This is a genomic window from Hafnia sp. (genome assembly GCF_036648275.1).
Taxonomy (GTDB): domain Bacteria; phylum Pseudomonadota; class Gammaproteobacteria; order Enterobacterales; family Enterobacteriaceae; genus Hafnia; species Hafnia alvei.
The window spans coordinates 1-15,150 of the sequence record NZ_JAVXIQ010000033.1; the positions used below are offsets into that span (position 1 = coordinate 1).

At 50.1% G+C, this 15,150-nt stretch carries 14 protein-coding genes; 1 reads left to right on the top strand and 13 read right to left on the bottom strand.

Features of this window, described 5'->3' with window-relative positions:
- Nucleotides 1–361 precede the first annotated feature (361 nt).
- The gene (locus RSC70_RS18830; RefSeq protein ID WP_040044401.1) at nt 362–2,797 is read right to left on the bottom strand and encodes a bifunctional aspartate kinase/homoserine dehydrogenase II; all 2,436 of its coding nucleotides are present in this window, start codon (nt 2,795–2,797) and stop codon (nt 362–364) included.
- A 56-nt stretch (nt 2,798–2,853) separates the two neighbouring features.
- A complete protein-coding gene (gene metB / locus RSC70_RS18835) occupies nt 2,854–4,017 on the bottom strand; it encodes a cystathionine gamma-synthase (RefSeq protein ID WP_040044400.1) in 1,164 nt (387 codons plus the stop codon).
- A 276-nt stretch (nt 4,018–4,293) separates the two neighbouring features.
- On the opposite strand from metB, the gene metJ reads away from it, so the two are divergent.
- On the top strand, nt 4,294–4,614 hold the full coding sequence (gene metJ, locus RSC70_RS18840) for a met regulon transcriptional regulator MetJ (protein WP_025799616.1): 321 nt from the start codon (nt 4,294–4,296) through the stop codon (nt 4,612–4,614).
- Nucleotides 4,615–4,793: 179 nt separating this feature from the next.
- Here metJ and metF read toward each other — a convergent pair whose 3' ends face one another.
- From metF to RSC70_RS18895, 11 genes are all read right to left on the bottom strand, one after another.
- Nucleotides 4,794–5,702 (bottom strand): methylenetetrahydrofolate reductase, encoded by a 909-nt coding sequence (gene metF, locus RSC70_RS18845; RefSeq protein ID WP_025799618.1) that lies wholly within the window; start codon nt 5,700–5,702, stop codon nt 4,794–4,796.
- A gap of 437 nt (nt 5,703–6,139) precedes the next feature.
- On the bottom strand, nt 6,140–7,099 hold the full coding sequence (gene lafU / locus RSC70_RS18850; protein WP_025799620.1) for a putative lateral flagellar export/assembly protein LafU: 960 nt from the start codon (nt 7,097–7,099) through the stop codon (nt 6,140–6,142).
- A complete protein-coding gene (gene motA / locus RSC70_RS18855; RefSeq protein ID WP_025799621.1) occupies nt 7,099–7,962 on the bottom strand; it encodes a flagellar motor stator protein MotA in 864 nt (287 codons plus the stop codon). The genes lafU and motA overlap by 1 nt, the downstream gene beginning before the upstream one ends.
- A 13-nt stretch (nt 7,963–7,975) precedes the next feature.
- Entirely contained in the window at nt 7,976–8,662 is a 687-nt protein-coding gene (locus tag RSC70_RS18860; protein WP_040044399.1) for a FliA/WhiG family RNA polymerase sigma factor, read from the bottom strand.
- Between the two features lie 30 nt (nt 8,663–8,692).
- Nucleotides 8,693–9,163: a flagellar basal body-associated FliL family protein gene (locus RSC70_RS18865; RefSeq protein ID WP_130998312.1), complete on the bottom strand. Its 471-nt coding sequence runs from the start codon at nt 9,161–9,163 to the stop codon at nt 8,693–8,695.
- A gap of 19 nt (nt 9,164–9,182) precedes the next feature.
- A complete protein-coding gene (locus RSC70_RS18870; protein WP_304188306.1) occupies nt 9,183–10,301 on the bottom strand; it encodes a flagellar hook-length control protein FliK in 1,119 nt (372 codons plus the stop codon).
- A complete protein-coding gene (locus RSC70_RS18875; protein ID WP_130998311.1) occupies nt 10,301–10,606 on the bottom strand; it encodes a hypothetical protein in 306 nt (101 codons plus the stop codon). The genes RSC70_RS18870 and RSC70_RS18875 overlap by 1 nt, the downstream gene beginning before the upstream one ends.
- On the bottom strand, nt 10,599–10,994 hold the full coding sequence (gene fliS / locus RSC70_RS18880; RefSeq protein WP_025799630.1) for a flagellar export chaperone FliS: 396 nt from the start codon (nt 10,992–10,994) through the stop codon (nt 10,599–10,601). Before fliS ends, RSC70_RS18875 begins: the two co-directional genes overlap by 8 nt.
- 15 nt (nt 10,995–11,009) lie before the next feature.
- The gene (gene fliD, locus RSC70_RS18885) at nt 11,010–12,332 is read right to left on the bottom strand and encodes a flagellar filament capping protein FliD (RefSeq protein ID WP_234620106.1); all 1,323 of its coding nucleotides are present in this window, start codon (nt 12,330–12,332) and stop codon (nt 11,010–11,012) included.
- Between the two features lie 230 nt (nt 12,333–12,562).
- Nucleotides 12,563–13,432, bottom strand: a complete 870-nt coding sequence (locus RSC70_RS18890; protein ID WP_332543161.1) for a flagellin N-terminal helical domain-containing protein — start codon at nt 13,430–13,432, stop codon at nt 12,563–12,565.
- A gap of 195 nt (nt 13,433–13,627) precedes the next feature.
- Nucleotides 13,628–14,482 (bottom strand): flagellin N-terminal helical domain-containing protein, encoded by an 855-nt coding sequence (locus RSC70_RS18895; RefSeq protein ID WP_282807551.1) that lies wholly within the window; start codon nt 14,480–14,482, stop codon nt 13,628–13,630.
- Between the last annotated feature and the right edge of the window lie 668 nt (nt 14,483–15,150).

Consider the following 15,150-nt stretch of genomic DNA (forward strand, 5'->3'; position numbering starts at 1 on the left):
GCTGGTGGCAGGTTGAGGGCGCACAGGGATGTGCGCTCCGAGACCGGTCGGCCAAGCAACGCGGTAAAAAGCGCGAGAGTGAAGAGGTTGCGCGCTGGCAACCTCTTCTCGGACGCCTAGGCCGGCGGTTTCATGGAAAAAAATTTGCTGACTGGCGGACGAAACCTTTCACAGCTCTATCAAAGAGATAGAAAACCGCTGCCAATACGGACGCCGGCACAGTATTAATGTGAAACTAGGTTTTTTAGGCGTACGTAATATTCACCAATTCTAAAATCTTTAAATATCCGCGATTATATTAGCCGCACAAAACCCTTCACAGCTCTATCAAAGAGATAGAAAACCGTTGGTGTACCCCAACTCACAATAACGCCGCCAACCGATTCAAATCCGACTGAATAGCCCCCGCCGTTACATCTCGTCCTGCGCCTGGGCCACGGATAACCAACGGATTATCACGATACCAGCGGCTTTCAATGGCAAACACGTTGTCACATGGCAACAGAGCCGCCAGAGGATGTTCTGGACGAACGGCTTCAACGCCAACGCGCGCTTTACCGTTGGCATCAAATCGAGCAACATAGCGCAGCACCAGACCCATTTCGTTAGCTGCTTCTAAACGTTGGATCATTTGTTCGTTTAGGTCTTCGCCGTTTTCGAAGAAGTGATCGATAGATCCCCCTTCGCAGCCCGCCGGAACCAACGATTCCACACGCACCTGATTCGGTTCAATGTCATAACCGGCCTCACGCGCCAAGATCACCAGCTTGCGCATCACGTCTTGACCAGAGAGATCAACGCGCGGATCGGGCTCAGTCAGTCCTTGCTGCCACGCTTGGTCAACCAATTCGGTAAACGGAACCGTTCCGTCAAATTGCAGGAATAGCCAAGATAACGTACCGGAGAAAATCCCGCTGATCGACAAGATGGAATCGCCGCTGTCACGCAGATCGCGAACCGTATAGTTCACCGGCAAACCCGCGCCTACGGTGGCGTTATACAACCAGTGACGGCCAGTTTTCTCAAAGGCATCACGGATTTGGCGATAATCATCGCTGCACGATGCACCGGCCAATTTATTCGCACTAATGACGTGGAAACCATAGCTGGCAAAATCACGATACTGCTGTGCTAACGACTCGCTCGCCGTGACATCCAGCACCACTAAATCGTCATAAGGATGGGCGCGCATCCACAGGAACAGGCTTTCCTCATCCATTTCCTGCGCTTCATCATCAAAGAATGCCAATGCACGGCTCGCATCCAAACCTTCATAATTCAACAAGCTGCGGCTGCTATCCACCACCCCAGCCAGCACAAATTCAAAGCCGCTGCGGGCAGAAATATTTTCCTGCTCACGCGCAAACAGTTCTAACCAACGCGAACCGATGTTGCCCTTGCCCATCAATACCAGCCCAACACGTTTTTCGGCGCGGAACAGCGTAGTGTGCAAGCCTTGAATCAGGGCCTCAGTTGGGCCACGACGCAATACCGCCACCAAGCTGATGCTGTCTTCTGACTGACAGAAGAACTCAATTGGCTGATCTTTTAACTGCTGATAGAAACGGTGACTGTGCAGTGGATTTTTGCATACGCCTGCGCCGACTAATGCCACCAGCGCCAGTCCTTCACGCAGCTGGAGCAAACCCGGAACGCCGGACTCTTCCAACAGCTTCATCGCGCTCTCCACCACTTCAGCGGTATAGCACAGCTGGATCATATGGCGGTCACGATGCACACCGGTTGCTAATGGACGCAGCTGAGAACGCTTGAGCACGCGGTCAATTTCCTGACGTACATGTTCAAAATCATGGCTTTGCGGAACGTTAAGCTCAATCAGGCAAACTTCATCATGGCTGGTAACAATCTTCGCACCGGTACCAGATGCCAAAACACGCTCGATACGGGTTGAACCCTGCTCTGGCTGATAGCTACAGCGCAGCTGTAAATCAATATCGCTGGCGGAAACTGGCTGCAACGTACGCGCATGCAGAACCGGCGCGGCTAAGCGTGCCAGTTCGCTGGCTTCGTCTAAACGCAGCAGTGGCAGCAGGCAAGCATCTTTAACCTTGCGTGGGTCAGCGCTGTACACACCGGCCACGTCGCTCCAAATCGTCACGCGAGAAACGCCCGCTAGTGAGCCGATCTGAGTGGCGGAGTAGTCAGAACCGTTACGCCCTAACAACACGGTTTCCCCCGCATCGTTGCGGCAGATAAAACCCGTGGCGACGAGACGTTTGTTAGGATGCTGCGCCAGAAGTTGCTGTAATAGAGGATAAGATCGGCCTTCATCAACCTGTGGCTGGGCAGAACGTTCGGCGCGCAGGAAACTACGCGCATCCAGCCACTCTGATTCCATACCTTTCACGTTGAGCAGCGCCGACATCAAACGCGCAGACCAGATTTCACCGTGGCCAACCACTTCAGCATAGGTCGCATCGCACATTGGCTCATCGAGCAAAGCGGCTAAGCGCTCTAAATCCTGAGTAAAGAGCGCAACCAAAGGCTCGGCAAGTTCAGCGGGCAACAGGCCCGTGATGAGTTCGCTCTGGTAGCGACGTAACGCTTGCTGAACCTGATGCGCAGAGATCCGGTCAGTCTGGCTTAGCCTCAACCAGCTAATCAGCTGGTTGGTGGTGCTACCTGCTGCGGAAACAACCATCATATCGCCAGGGGCGCTGTACTCCGCCATAATCCCTGCGACGCGCAGATAACATTTCACATCGGCTAAACTACTGCCGCCAAACTTATGCAGCTGGCGTCCTACCGCCTGCCCCGCTACCGGTTGTGCGCTCATTCTTTACCTCTTAAAACCAGCCTAATATGCAGCGTTATCGCTTGAGAAACAGCACATTAGCGTTGGCTGTTAGCTTTCTGGAACGCCTGCTCCAGATCGGAAATTAAATCGTCACCGTCTTCGATACCTACAGAAATACGCAGCAGGCTTTCTGAAATACCTGCGGCCTTGCGCGCCTCTGGAGCCATACCCGCGTGAGTCATCGTGCCTGCGTGAGAAATGAGACTCTCCACGCCGCCTAAAGATTCTGCCAGTGTAAACAGTTGCAGCGATTTTAGGAATCGTCGCAGCAAGGCTTCATCGCCATCCAGTTCAAAGCTCAGCATCGCGCCAAAGCCCGACTGTTGGCGACAGGCAATTTCATGCCCTTGGTTTTCTGGCAACGAAGGATGATAAAGCTTTTTCACCAGCGGTTGATGCTTGAGGAACTCTACAATTTTCAGCGCATTTTGCTGTTGTAGCTGAATACGTGGGCTTAGCGTTCTTAGGCCACGCAGCAGAAGATAGCTGTCGAAAGCGCTGCCGGTCACGCCAATATTATTCGCCCACCATGCTAACTCGGTAACATGCTCAGGATCTTTGGCGATAACGGTTCCCGCTACCACGTCGGAATGGCCATTTAAATATTTGGTGCAAGAATGTAGAACCAAATCCGCGCCTAATTTTAACGGTTGTTGCAGAGCCGGGCTTAAGAAGGTGTTATCAACCACCGTTAACGCGCCCACAGCCTTGGCTGCTGTGCAAATAGCAGCAATATCCACCACGCGTAGCAGCGGATTACTTGGGGTTTCAATCAGCACCAGCTTAGGTTTTTGTTCCAACGCGGCCGCGAGAGCCTGCGCATCCCCCTGATCGACAAACAGCACGTTATACGCCCCGCGCTTCGCCAGACTATCGAACAGACGATAGCTGCCGCCGTAACAGTCGTGCGGCGCCACCAGCAGATCGCCTGGTTTGAGGAAAACCGTGCACACCAGATGAATTGCCGACATCCCCGTGCTGGTCATCACCGCGCCAGCGCCGCCTTCTAACTCAGCCAGCGCCCGCTGCACCACATCACGCGTAGGATTCCCGCGACGAGAATAGTCATGTGCACGCGGTTCATTGAAATCGGTGAAGTTGTAAGTGCTGGAAAGATGGATGGGCGGAACGACGCAACCATACTGCTCGTCATCATTTAAACCACTGCGCACTGCAAGTGTTGCCTGCTTATATGTCACGTTGTTCTCTCCGCGCTGATGATGTGTCGGGTGAAAGTGGAATAAAGATTAATCGCTCCGAATATGGACGTCAATACTTCTAGACATCTAAACTTCTTTGCGTATAGATTGAGCCTTGAGGAAATAACCGCTAAAATTATGTCAGTTTGAGGTGTACTGAAGTCACAAAACGGTGGCATAAACCGATAAATCAGACACTTCGTGAGCATAAATCGTGAGGATCGGACATAATTAGCCGTTTCTCAAAATAACTAAGTCTAATTAAGGTATCCCCCCATGGCTGCTGAATGGAATGGCGAATACATCAGCCCTTATGCTGAGCACGGCAAAAAAAGCGAGCAGGTGAAAAAGATCACTGTATCTATTCCGCTGAAAGTGCTGAAAATCTTAACCGACGAGCGCACACGCCGTCAGGTCAACAACCTACGTCACGCAACCAACAGTGAGTTGTTGTGTGAAGCGTTTCTACATGCGTTTACTGGCCAACCGCTGCCTAACGATGCAGACCTGCGTAAAGAGCGTAGCGATGAAATCCCAGAAGCGGCAAAAATATTGATGAGAGAGATGGGTATCGACCCAGATACTTGGGAATATTAATGTTTGCAGTTTTGCAAAATAGAAAACCACGCTGAAATGCGTGGTTTTTTTTGGCGTGGAAACATGCCCCCACCCTAACCCTCCCCTTCACAGGGGAGGGAACCGTTCGGCGTAGGTTGTGAGAATCCTCGATCGACTCCTCCCCAGCCAAGGGGGAAGCTGGGAGGGGGTCTTGCAAATCACGCAATAATCGGTGAATGAACCTCTGGACGCACGCCGAGCGTATGGCAGATGGCATAGCTCATTTCAGCGCGGTTTAGCGTATAGAAATGGAAGTCCTTCACGCCTTCACGGCTGAGAATTTTCACCATGTCCATCGCGATATTCGCGCCCACCATTTTGCGCGTTTCAGCATCGTCATCCAGCCCTTCAAACATGCTGGTCATCCAGTGCGGCACGCGCACATTGGTCATGGTCGCAAAGCGCTGAAGCTGCTTAAAGTTCGATACGGGCAAAATACCCGGCACAATTTCCACGTCGATACCCGTAGCAACGCAGCGATCACGAAAACGCAGGTAGCTTTCAACGTCGAAGAAAAACTGAGTGATCGCGCGGTTGGCACCGGCATCAATTTTACGTTTTAAATTAATAAGATCGGCCTGTGGGCTTTTGGCTTCAGGATGAACCTCAGGGTAGGCGGCAACGGAAATATCAAAATCGCCGACCTCTTTCAATAATGAGACCAGATCACAAGCATACATATCGGGTTTACCGCCGCCCGCTGGCAAATCGCCGCGCAGAGCCACGATATGGCGGATACCGTTATTCCAGTAATCCTGTGCGATGGTGCGTAGTTCGTCACGGGTGGCATCAACGCAGGTCAAATGCGGTGCAGCTTCTAAACCGGTACGGTCTTTAATGCCTTTGATAATGCTGTGGGTACGATCACGCTCACCAGAATTAGCCCCGTAGGTCACAGAAACAAATTTCGGCTTCAGGCTGCTCAAGCGGTCGATGGACTGCCAAAGAGTATCTTCCATTTCGCTCGTGCGTGGCGGGAAGAACTCAAATGACACATTAATTTGTCCGTGCAGTTCTGCCAGACTTTGGTTCAACGCCTCGCGCTGATTTGCGTGAAAGAAACTCATACCCTGTCTTCCTCTTATTGACCTGTTCGTGCGTAGCCACACTTTTTATTATCGTTTTCATTAAGCGTCTATACGTTTAGACGTCTAAACATGAAATTGCCGTAAGTTGGTCACTGAGTCAACAGTTAAATGAATTTCTCGCATGATGAATGTTCAGGGGGAGGTGAAATAAATTCATGTCTGGTATTTCGTGAAGCAACCCCCTCCCAGCCTCCCCCTTCACAGGGGGAGGAGCCGATCGAGGATCTTACAAACATCACTGAACGGTTCCATCCCCTGCTAAGGGGAGGGTTAGGGTGGGGTCGATAACAATTCGTGAAGCACCCCCTCCCAGCCTCCCCCTTCACAGGGGGAGGAGCCGATCGAGGATCTTACAAACATCACTGAACGGTTCCATCCCCTGCTAAGGGGAGGGTTAGGGTGGGGTCGATAACGAACTAGCGCTTACTGATCTTATCTGCAATTGGCTTCACAACTTTATCGCCGTGATTACCAAAAAACTGATACAGAGAATCCGATGCCGTATGCGTTAGCACCATAATTTCGATACGACGGTTGGTTGCACTTAGCGGCTGATCGTTATCCAACAGCATTTGGTCAGCCATCGCGTTCACCTGCAATACTTTATCCATCTCCAAACCGCCGCGTGCCAACGCCTTGCGTGCCGCCATCGCACGATCGCCTGAAAGGTTCCAGTTGTTGTACAAATCCTGATCGCGGTAGCGTGATGAATCGGTATGGCCCGTAATAATGATTTTGTTGTCCAGTTTATTAAACACCGGTGCCAAATCTCGTAGCAGGCGGTTAAAGAACGGTGTCAAAATGGCGCTACTGCGCTGGAACATCTCACGCTTTTGGTCGTCTTGCACCAAAATACGCAGCCCCTGCGGCACAATTTCCATCTTCATATTGGTCTGCGCGTTATACGCCGATGTGACCTGCAAGATGATGCGCGCCAGCTCTTCCATTTCTTGCTGAGAGCGTTTGTTAACCTCTTCTAGCGATTCTGTTTTATTGACGATATCAGCCACAGATTGCTTTGGTTGATCGCTCTTGATACCACCGTTATCTGAACCAGAGCCGCTGCCTTCGGTATTTTCGTCTCCGCTACGCTTACCTTCCAGAATAGGGTTACTTCCCCCACCAGAGTTCTTTTGCGTGATAGGGTTTATCGACATGCCATCAAAGATGGATTCGCTATTGAGGGTAGAGACAATTTCTTTACGCTCTTCTTCAGTCACCGAACCCATAATCCACAGCACCATAAACAGCGCCATCATTGCGAGCGTAAAGTCAGCAAAGGCGACCTTCCACGCCCCACCGTGAATCGCATCGTGCGATTTACGCGAGGAGCGTTTGATTATCGTGGTGTGACCTTTACCTTTTGGGGAGCGCATCAGTTACCCCCCACCATCTGGTTCACCCAAGAATCCAGCGTAGCGAAGGTCGGTTTGGAATCCATTGGCAACATCTTACGGCCCGCATCCACGGCCAGCAGGGTTGGCTTGCCCGCAACATGGTTAACCAGCACGGTACGCACGCATTCCAGCACCGCCATCTGCGTTTTGGCACGCTGTTCCATGGCGTTTGCCACCGGATCCATCAAGCAGTAACAGATAAATACGCCCAAGAACGTACCAATCAGTGCCGCTGCAACTTTGATACCGATGACCGCAATCGAACCATCGATAGATTCCATGGTGATGATGATCCCAAGAACGGCGGCGCAAATACCAAAACCTGGCATCGCTTCTGCGGTACGCTGCAAAGAACGTGAAGGCAGCAGAAGCTCTTCTTCCATCGCGCCCAGTTCTTGCTCAAGAATACCTTCCAGTTCGTGTTCGTTGATCTTACCCATTGCCATCAAACGGAAGTTATCCGAGATAAAGGTCACCAGATCTTTATCAAGCAAGATCAGCGGGTATTTCTGGAACAGCGAGCTGCTTTCCGGTACTTCAATATGCTCATCCAGAACTTTCAAACCACCGTCCTGAACCAGTTCTAACAGCTCATATAACAGCATCAGCAGCTGACGCTGGTATTCGTCGGTGTATTCGTTTTTGCGCAGTGCACCACGGAATTGGCGCCACATTTCAACCAGCACATGTTTTGGGTTGGCCAAAACCATGGCCCCTAAACCCGCGCCAAGAATAATAACGATTTCGCCAGGTTGCCAAAAAGAAGCCAAACGCCCACCCGACATAATGAAGCCGCCGAGAACACAGACGAAAATAATAATCAGACCTAATAATTTCTGCATAGTGGTTCCACTTCTAGAAAAAGCTTTTAATTTTTTCTGTAATTTTCTTATTGAGCTGACAGACTCTGGCTTCGGTAAGATCCAGCACCAGTGCTATCTCTTTCAGACTCATTTCATGCTGATAATAGAGGCTCAAGATCAGCTGCTCGCGTTTGTCGAGGCTGGCCAAAGCAACACGCAAGGTATTGCTGACCATCATCTCGTCCTCCAACGGACGGCTATTGAGCGCGGAGCCCACACCGTCGTTAGAGAGTAAATCATCAAGGCTTTCCAGCGACTTAGCGCAATCGAGCAACAGATATTCCTGATACTCCTGCGGCGAGATCTCCAGTCGCCCTGCAATTTCTTCATAGCTAGGTTCTTTGCCTAGCTCTCGCGCCAGCTCGCGGATGGCGTCATTCAGTTTGTGGGTCTTCTGTCGTAAGCGGCGCGGGCGCCAGTCTAGCTGGCGCAGCTCGTCTAACACGGCGCCGCGAATTCGGTGAATAGCATAAGCACCGAACTGCTCATCGGGATGTCCGTAACGACGCAAGGACGAGAGCAACCCCATTAGGGCGATCTGTTCCATGTCCTCGCGATCGAGAACGCTGCTTGTTTGGTAAGACAGCTGCCTTACCACACGTTTTACCAACGGCAGATACGCAGTGAGATACTGCGTTTCTTGCGCCGGAGTCAGCGCTTCATTGGTCATAAAATCCATTATTTCCATTGCTCGTGTTTCTATCGCTTTCTATTGAAAGACCATCTTGCTAATGATGACATCGTGAAACGGCACGCCCGTATTCAGTGCTTTAAACTTCGTCACATACGCCGCCATCAGCTGTTCACGCAGCTCAACCACGTTCATACCGCGAATATGTGAATATTCCATATCGGATAACAGGCTTACGGTTGCCCCACGGATCGCAGGAACCATCGCCTCAGTACGCGCAGTTTCTTTGCCATCAGACGTGGCGAGCGCCAGCTCTAAAAGCAGATAGCGTTCTTTTTTGTTATCACTTTTCAAAGTGATAACAACATTCTTGATTTCGACAAACTCAACGGTGGCCTCGCTATCAGCCGAGAACATCTTAGAAATTTTGTCACCCACACCGTTTTCGGGCTGAGCCAGAATGTGATTTCCCATTACGGCCAAAACCGCCGCCAGCACAGCGGCGACTAATGCAATTACCAAACCTAATGAAAATGTTTTTACGGTCATATATGTCTTATTCAGTAGTTCAAATTGTCATGAGGACAGATTCATCCTCGCGGGTTTTCTTCGATGATTCAGTGGTTTCACTGTCCAGCGGTGTACCCGAGAGAATGAAAGGCTGCTGAGCTTCGCCTTGATGCCCATGCCCTGATTGTTGCTGTGAGTTTTGCGAGGAAACCTGAACGTTCACCTGTACAAAGTTCTGGTCAGTCAGGCTTTGGCGCAGTTCATTACTGACCTGCTGCAGGGCGCGATAAACCTCGCCTTGGCTGGCATTTATGTGCACCTGCAAACGTCCAGACTCAAATTGAATTGAGATATCGATCTTGCCCATATCCGGTGGATCGAGTCGGATCGTGGCATGTTGAACCTGATTTTTAACCTGAACCTGTAAGCGCTCGCCGAGTGAATTTTGTAACTGCTGCGGCCAGCGCTCTTCGCTGGATTCCAGCTTCAGCGGCGCGGTAGTCGCATTAAAATTCTGCACCGTTGAAGCCACGTTATTACCTACGCTTGAGGGCGCAGACGTGGCTAACGACGCATTCAGGAGATCGCTGGGTACAGAGGAATGCTGCTGCATCGCAGGACTAAACGCTTCGTGGGTCTTGGTCATCACCGATGAGAGGGCAATATCAGACGGCGTAGCGTTTAACGCAGCGTTCAATACTGACGCATTCACCGGCTGAGAAGCGCCTGCCGTCACCGGTTGAGCCGTCGTTTGGCGGCTTAGCATCAGCAATTCGGCAGAAGCGTGTTGCTCACCCAGCGGCGTTGCTGCCTGCTGAACCGGTGGCTGATAGGTGTTCAATAGCAGATTCAACATCTGCTGTTGATCTTCCTGCGGCAAGCTCGCCAGATCGTCGGCATCCGCATCGCTATCGCCGGAAGGCAGCGCAGTATCCGCATTCGAGCCTCCCACCGCAGGACGCAACCCCGCAACACCAGATTGAGCGAGCAAAGAGCCCACCATACTGAGCAGCTCATGACTGAACTGCGCGGTGTTTTCCGGTAATGCGCCACTATTTAGCACTCCACCGACCGCGCCGATCATCGGCGTGACGCCAGTCGAATCACCGATAGACACGGCAGAAGATGCATCCATCGCAGTCGGCATTGAGCTAGAAACCAGATCCATCATGCTCATTATTCGCTGTCCTCGTCGTCGCCAAAAATAGCGTAAGCCATCGCCCCTTCGCGGTTGTTACGGTGCAAAGCCATCTTGTGCTCAAGCTCTGCGCTTTGCTGGCGGCAAATCTCATTCACACGATGATGAGTATCTTTCAGCATCATCAAGGCCTGCCGTTTTTGCTCGCTCAACGGCTGCCCGCTGAGTGAACTCAGTAACGAAGCGATCTGCTTATCAACGTTCCGCACCTGTACCCAATCACGCTGCTGAGTGGCACTCTTCAACGCGTTGGCAAGGAACTGAATCAGCTGAATATCATCCATTCTGCTTACCCATCTCTTCCCAACCTTCACGCAGGTTGTTGAGGATGGCTTCCACTTCATCAATGTATTCAACCGACAGCTTGTGGCTAGCGTCATAAAGACGGTAAACGCAGTAGTCATACAGGTTTGCCAAGCTCAAGGCCAAGTCACCACCCTTTTCGTAATCCAGCGCGCTCGTCAGCGCATTGAGAATATCGATGCACTTATTAATGCTCTGAACTTTACGTTCATAGCGCTTGGCGACAATGTGGCTCTTGGCGCGAACCAGTTCATCCATGAGACCGCTAAACAGCATAAGAACCAGCTGATGAGGGGTCGCGGCGGCGGCCTGAATCGCCAAATCTGAATCCTGATAGAGGCCGTATCCTTCCTGTTGAGTTCCGTACATAAAACCTGCGTTTCCTTAGACTAAGCCAAACATACTCATCGTGTTGTTCATCTGAGACATCACCTGTTGCAACTGGGTAAACTGCTTCAGATAACGGTTATAAGAGTTCTCATAACGGGTGCTAATTTTGTCACTGCGGTCAGTCAGCTGCGTTTCCTGACGATCCAGAGATTCTTGACGGCCTTTGATCACACCGTTGGTGTTGTTCAGGTATTTATCCAGCGACTTATCCATCTTCTTGATAAGGCCGTCGTTGCCGTTAAACAGCGCAGTCAGCTGCGTAGGGTTGTCTGTCAGCATTTTCTCGAGCTTTTCGCTGTCGAGTTCTAACTTGCCGTCTTTATCGGCGGTGATGCCGAACTTAGTCATGTCCAGACCATCGATATTGGTACGAACCATGTTGTTCAGTTCACGCTCTAACGACGCAATTCCTGCATCACCGGCAAACGCGCCACGATCTTTTCCACCGCTGCCGCTGGCGGTTAATTTGCCAAGTGAATCCCGCATCGTGTTATAGGCATCGATAAATGCTTTCACCTGCGTTTCGGTTTCACTGGTGTCGGTGTTGACGTTAATACGCAGTGGCGCATCGCCATCTTTTTGTGCCTGATTCAGCTCAACGGTCACACCGTCAATAACACCATCTAACTTATTAGTGCTGTTGGTAATTTTCAGACCACTGTCTTTACCACCCAAATAAACGATGGCGTCTTGCGCTTCAGAGATCGTGGTGGTCTTACCCGTATCCATTGCGGGCGGGATATTTCCACTCAGCTTAAGTTCGTTTTCTGCACCGGTTTTATCACTGCTGAGCATCAGCTTAACTTCGCCGTCGGTGCGGATTAGCGATGCGGTGATCGCCGGGCTATTTTCAGAGCCGTCATTGGTTTTATTGATCGCTCGAGCCAGGTCTGACATGGTTTCCAGACCATCCATCTCTATATCAATAGACTTGCCATTGACCTCAAGCGTGAAGGTACCCGTTGCGTTGTTGACGGCATCATCGGTCATATCGTCGAACGCCACCTGATGCGAACCAGCCAGTTGCTCAACGTAAAGGTTATATGTTCCTTTCGTGGCGTTGGAGTTCGCAGTGACATTGGCAATATTGTCTAAACTGGTGGTGACCTTATTGGTCAGCAGGCCATTATTGGTTTTATTCAGCGCCGTTAATGCGGTGCGGAAATCCGTCATAGCAGTTTTCAGCGCTTTTAGCGCATCTTGCTGACCGGTTAACGACGTTTGCTGTTTTTTCAGTGCCGCCTGCAATGCCATAACATCGTAGCTAGCCAACTGCGTTGCCATGTTCTGTGGGTCAATACTCGTAAAATCTGACATGTTGATCCTCCGGACACGCTGGCGAGTAGAAATGGTTACCTATAGGGTTACCGATAAATTCCCTATAGATAAAGCAAAGTACGTGCCAACTTTTTAGTTAAGTTAAATCAATGAGATGGGAGACTACCGGAAGGTGTTTTTCCTGATATTGACGGAAAGAGGAAGTATTCCGGCAGAAATAAAAACACCGCCCAAGAGCGGTGTTTTTTACATTATGGTGTCATCGCTGATTAGCCCAGCAGAGACATCACCATGCCTGACATGCTGTTTGACTGCTTCAGCATAGACATGCTGGTCTGTGCCAACATCTGCTGACGCGTCATGGTTGATGCTTCTGAAGCGAAGTCGGCATCGCGGATGTTACCCAGCGCCAGCTCGGTGTTGTCCTGCATGTTTGCCAAGTTCGCAGAGGTGTGACCCAGACGGTTGATGTTTGCACCTAAAGAGGAGCGCAGTGAACCGACATCTTTCAGCGCGCTTTCCAAATCAGCAATAGCACCTGAAGCGCTGGTTGCAGAATCCAGTTTCAATGCGCCTAAGCCGGTTGGTGCACCGCTTGCGTTGCTACCGATTGCAACGGAAAGACCAGATAGTTGGGTAGAAACGTTCACGTTCAGCGTTTCTGCATTGCTAGAACCGATCTGGAAGTTCAGACCGCTTGCGTTTGCCAAACCTGTAGTACCGCTCAGCAACTTAGTTCCGCCGTAGCTGGTGTTGCTCATGATGTTGCCCAGCTCAGAGTTCAGCTGATCGAATTCAGACTGCAGGGATGCACGGTCTTCACTTGAGTTAGTGTCGTTCGCTGCCTGAGTGGCTAAGTCTTTCATGCGGTACATGATGTTGCTCACTTCATCGAATGCGCCTTCAGCGGTCTGCAGCATAGAGGTTGCATCAGCGATGTTACGTTTTGCGACGGTCATGCCGTTAGTTTGGCCCTGCAGACGAGAAGCGATCTGCAAACCTGCTGCGTCATCTGCCGCAGAGTTGATACGCTTGCCGGTACCCAGACGTTCCATCGACGTGGACAGCAGGCTGTTAGATTTGTTCAGCGCGTTCGTAGAAGCCATGGAAGAGGCATTGGTAAAGATAGATAAAGCCATTGTGTCGTCTCCTTCAGGGAATCCACCTATTTAGATTCCGCATCTCTCGTACTAATAGAAAACGACACACTGACCCTGCGAATTAAATCGAAAGATAAAAAAATTAAACAAAATTTTCATTGGCTAATAATGGCTGCCTGATAGATACAAAAACACCGCCCGTAGGCGGTGTCTTCACGAGAGTCATGCGGAATATTAGCCCAGCAGAGACATTACCATGCCTGACATGCTGTTTGACTGCTTCAGCATAGACATGCTGGTCTGTGCCAACATCTGCTGACGCGTCATAGTTGATGCTTCTGAAGCGAAGTCCGCATCACGGATGTTGCCCAGCGCCAACTCGGTGTTGTCCTGCATGTTTGCCAGGTTCGCAGAGGTGTGACCCAGACGGTTAATATTTGCACCCAGCGTTGAACGCAGAGAGCCAACTTCTTTCAGAGCACCTTCCAAACTTGCAATGGCGCCAGAAGCACTCGCTGCAGAATCCAGAGTCAGTGAGGTCAGGCCACTAGCACCGGTCAGCGTCGAAGCTAAACCAGAGATATCACTTGAAACGTTCACGTTCAACGTTTCTGCGTTGCTAGAACCGATCTGGAAGTTCAGACCGCTTGCGCTAGCTAAACCAGTACCACCGCTCAGCAGTTTGGTGCCACCGAAGCTGGTATTGTCCATGATGTTGCCCAGCTCAGAGTTCAGCTGATCAAATTCAGACTGCAGGGATGCACGGTCTTCGGTTGAGTTAGTGTCGTTCGCTGCCTGAGTGGCTAAGTCTTTCATGCGGTACATGATGTTGCTCACTTCATCGAATGCGCCTTCAGCGGTCTGCAGCATAGAGGTTGCATCAGCGATGTTACGTTTTGCGACGGTCATGCCGTTAGTTTGGCCCTGCAGACGAGAAGCGATCTGCAAACCTGCTGCGTCATCTGCCGCAGAGTTGATACGCTTGCCGGTACCCAGACGTTCCATCGACGTGGACAGCAGGCTGTTAGATTTGTTCAGCGCGTTCGTAGAAGCCATGGAAGAGGCATTGGTAAAGATAGATAAAGCCATTGTGTCGTCTCCTTCAGGGAATCCACCTATTTAGATTCCGCAATTCTTGTACTAAGAGAGAACGACACGTCGACGATGAGAGTTAAATACAAAATAAAAAAATCTTCAGTTCGATAATTAGCTAGAAACTTCTTTCTTATATAGAGGAGTTTATTTTAAAAGATGACACCAATCAGCTTCACTCAACCTAATCGCTATCAAGAATAAATAAACATGATGGTTATATTAGTATATGCCCTCTATATACCCATATTAGAAAGGAGGGATTAATAAATTAAAATATTATTAATAGCGACACAAATCAGAAAAATCTTAAGAGAAAAGTCTTATTATTTTTACATTATTTTCACTTTGTTTATAATGCATCAGCGTTACCTTATTAGTTAAATTAACCCACAATTAATCACGGATAACGCATACAAAAAGATCACGCATTTCACAAATGAAATACAAAGGTATCTCAAAGGTACTATGTATTTACCTATAGACATATTTGGTCATAACTCCAGCGTAGAAATAGAGCTACAGGCCTTGCGTGTTGGTATTTGTTCGCGTAAAACAGTGTTCTCGGAAGAGAATCTTCCTAAAAGAGATCGATATTGACCAGACACCTTCCCTCAAAAAGAGGCTGTTTGGAACGCTTTAGGGCATAAGAACACGATGTTCTT

Bases quoted from the DNA above. Each gene is read 5' to 3' on its own strand.
- RSC70_RS18830 (WP_040044401.1), bottom strand. From the start codon at position 2,797: ATGAGCGCACAACCGGTAGCGGGGCAGGCGGTAGGACGCCAGCTGCAT.
- metJ (WP_025799616.1), top strand. From the start codon at position 4,294: ATGGCTGCTGAATGGAATGGCGAATACATCAGCCCTTATGCTGAGCAC.
- metF (WP_025799618.1), bottom strand. From the start codon at position 5,702: ATGAGTTTCTTTCACGCAAATCAGCGCGAGGCGTTGAACCAAAGTCTG.
- lafU (WP_025799620.1), bottom strand. From the start codon at position 7,099: ATGCGCTCCCCAAAAGGTAAAGGTCACACCACGATAATCAAACGCTCC.
- motA (WP_025799621.1), bottom strand. From the start codon at position 7,962: ATGCAGAAATTATTAGGTCTGATTATTATTTTCGTCTGTGTTCTCGGC.
- RSC70_RS18860 (WP_040044399.1), bottom strand. From the start codon at position 8,662: ATGGATTTTATGACCAATGAAGCGCTGACTCCGGCGCAAGAAACGCAG.
- RSC70_RS18865 (WP_130998312.1), bottom strand. From the start codon at position 9,163: ATGACCGTAAAAACATTTTCATTAGGTTTGGTAATTGCATTAGTCGCC.
- RSC70_RS18870 (WP_304188306.1), bottom strand. From the start codon at position 10,301: ATGAGCATGATGGATCTGGTTTCTAGCTCAATGCCGACTGCGATGGAT.
- RSC70_RS18875 (WP_130998311.1), bottom strand. From the start codon at position 10,606: ATGGATGATATTCAGCTGATTCAGTTCCTTGCCAACGCGTTGAAGAGT.
- fliS (WP_025799630.1), bottom strand. From the start codon at position 10,994: ATGTACGGAACTCAACAGGAAGGATACGGCCTCTATCAGGATTCAGAT.
- fliD (WP_234620106.1), bottom strand. From the start codon at position 12,332: ATGTCAGATTTTACGAGTATTGACCCACAGAACATGGCAACGCAGTTG.
- RSC70_RS18890 (WP_332543161.1), bottom strand. From the start codon at position 13,432: ATGGCTTTATCTATCTTTACCAATGCCTCTTCCATGGCTTCTACGAAC.
- RSC70_RS18895 (WP_282807551.1), bottom strand. From the start codon at position 14,482: ATGGCTTTATCTATCTTTACCAATGCCTCTTCCATGGCTTCTACGAAC.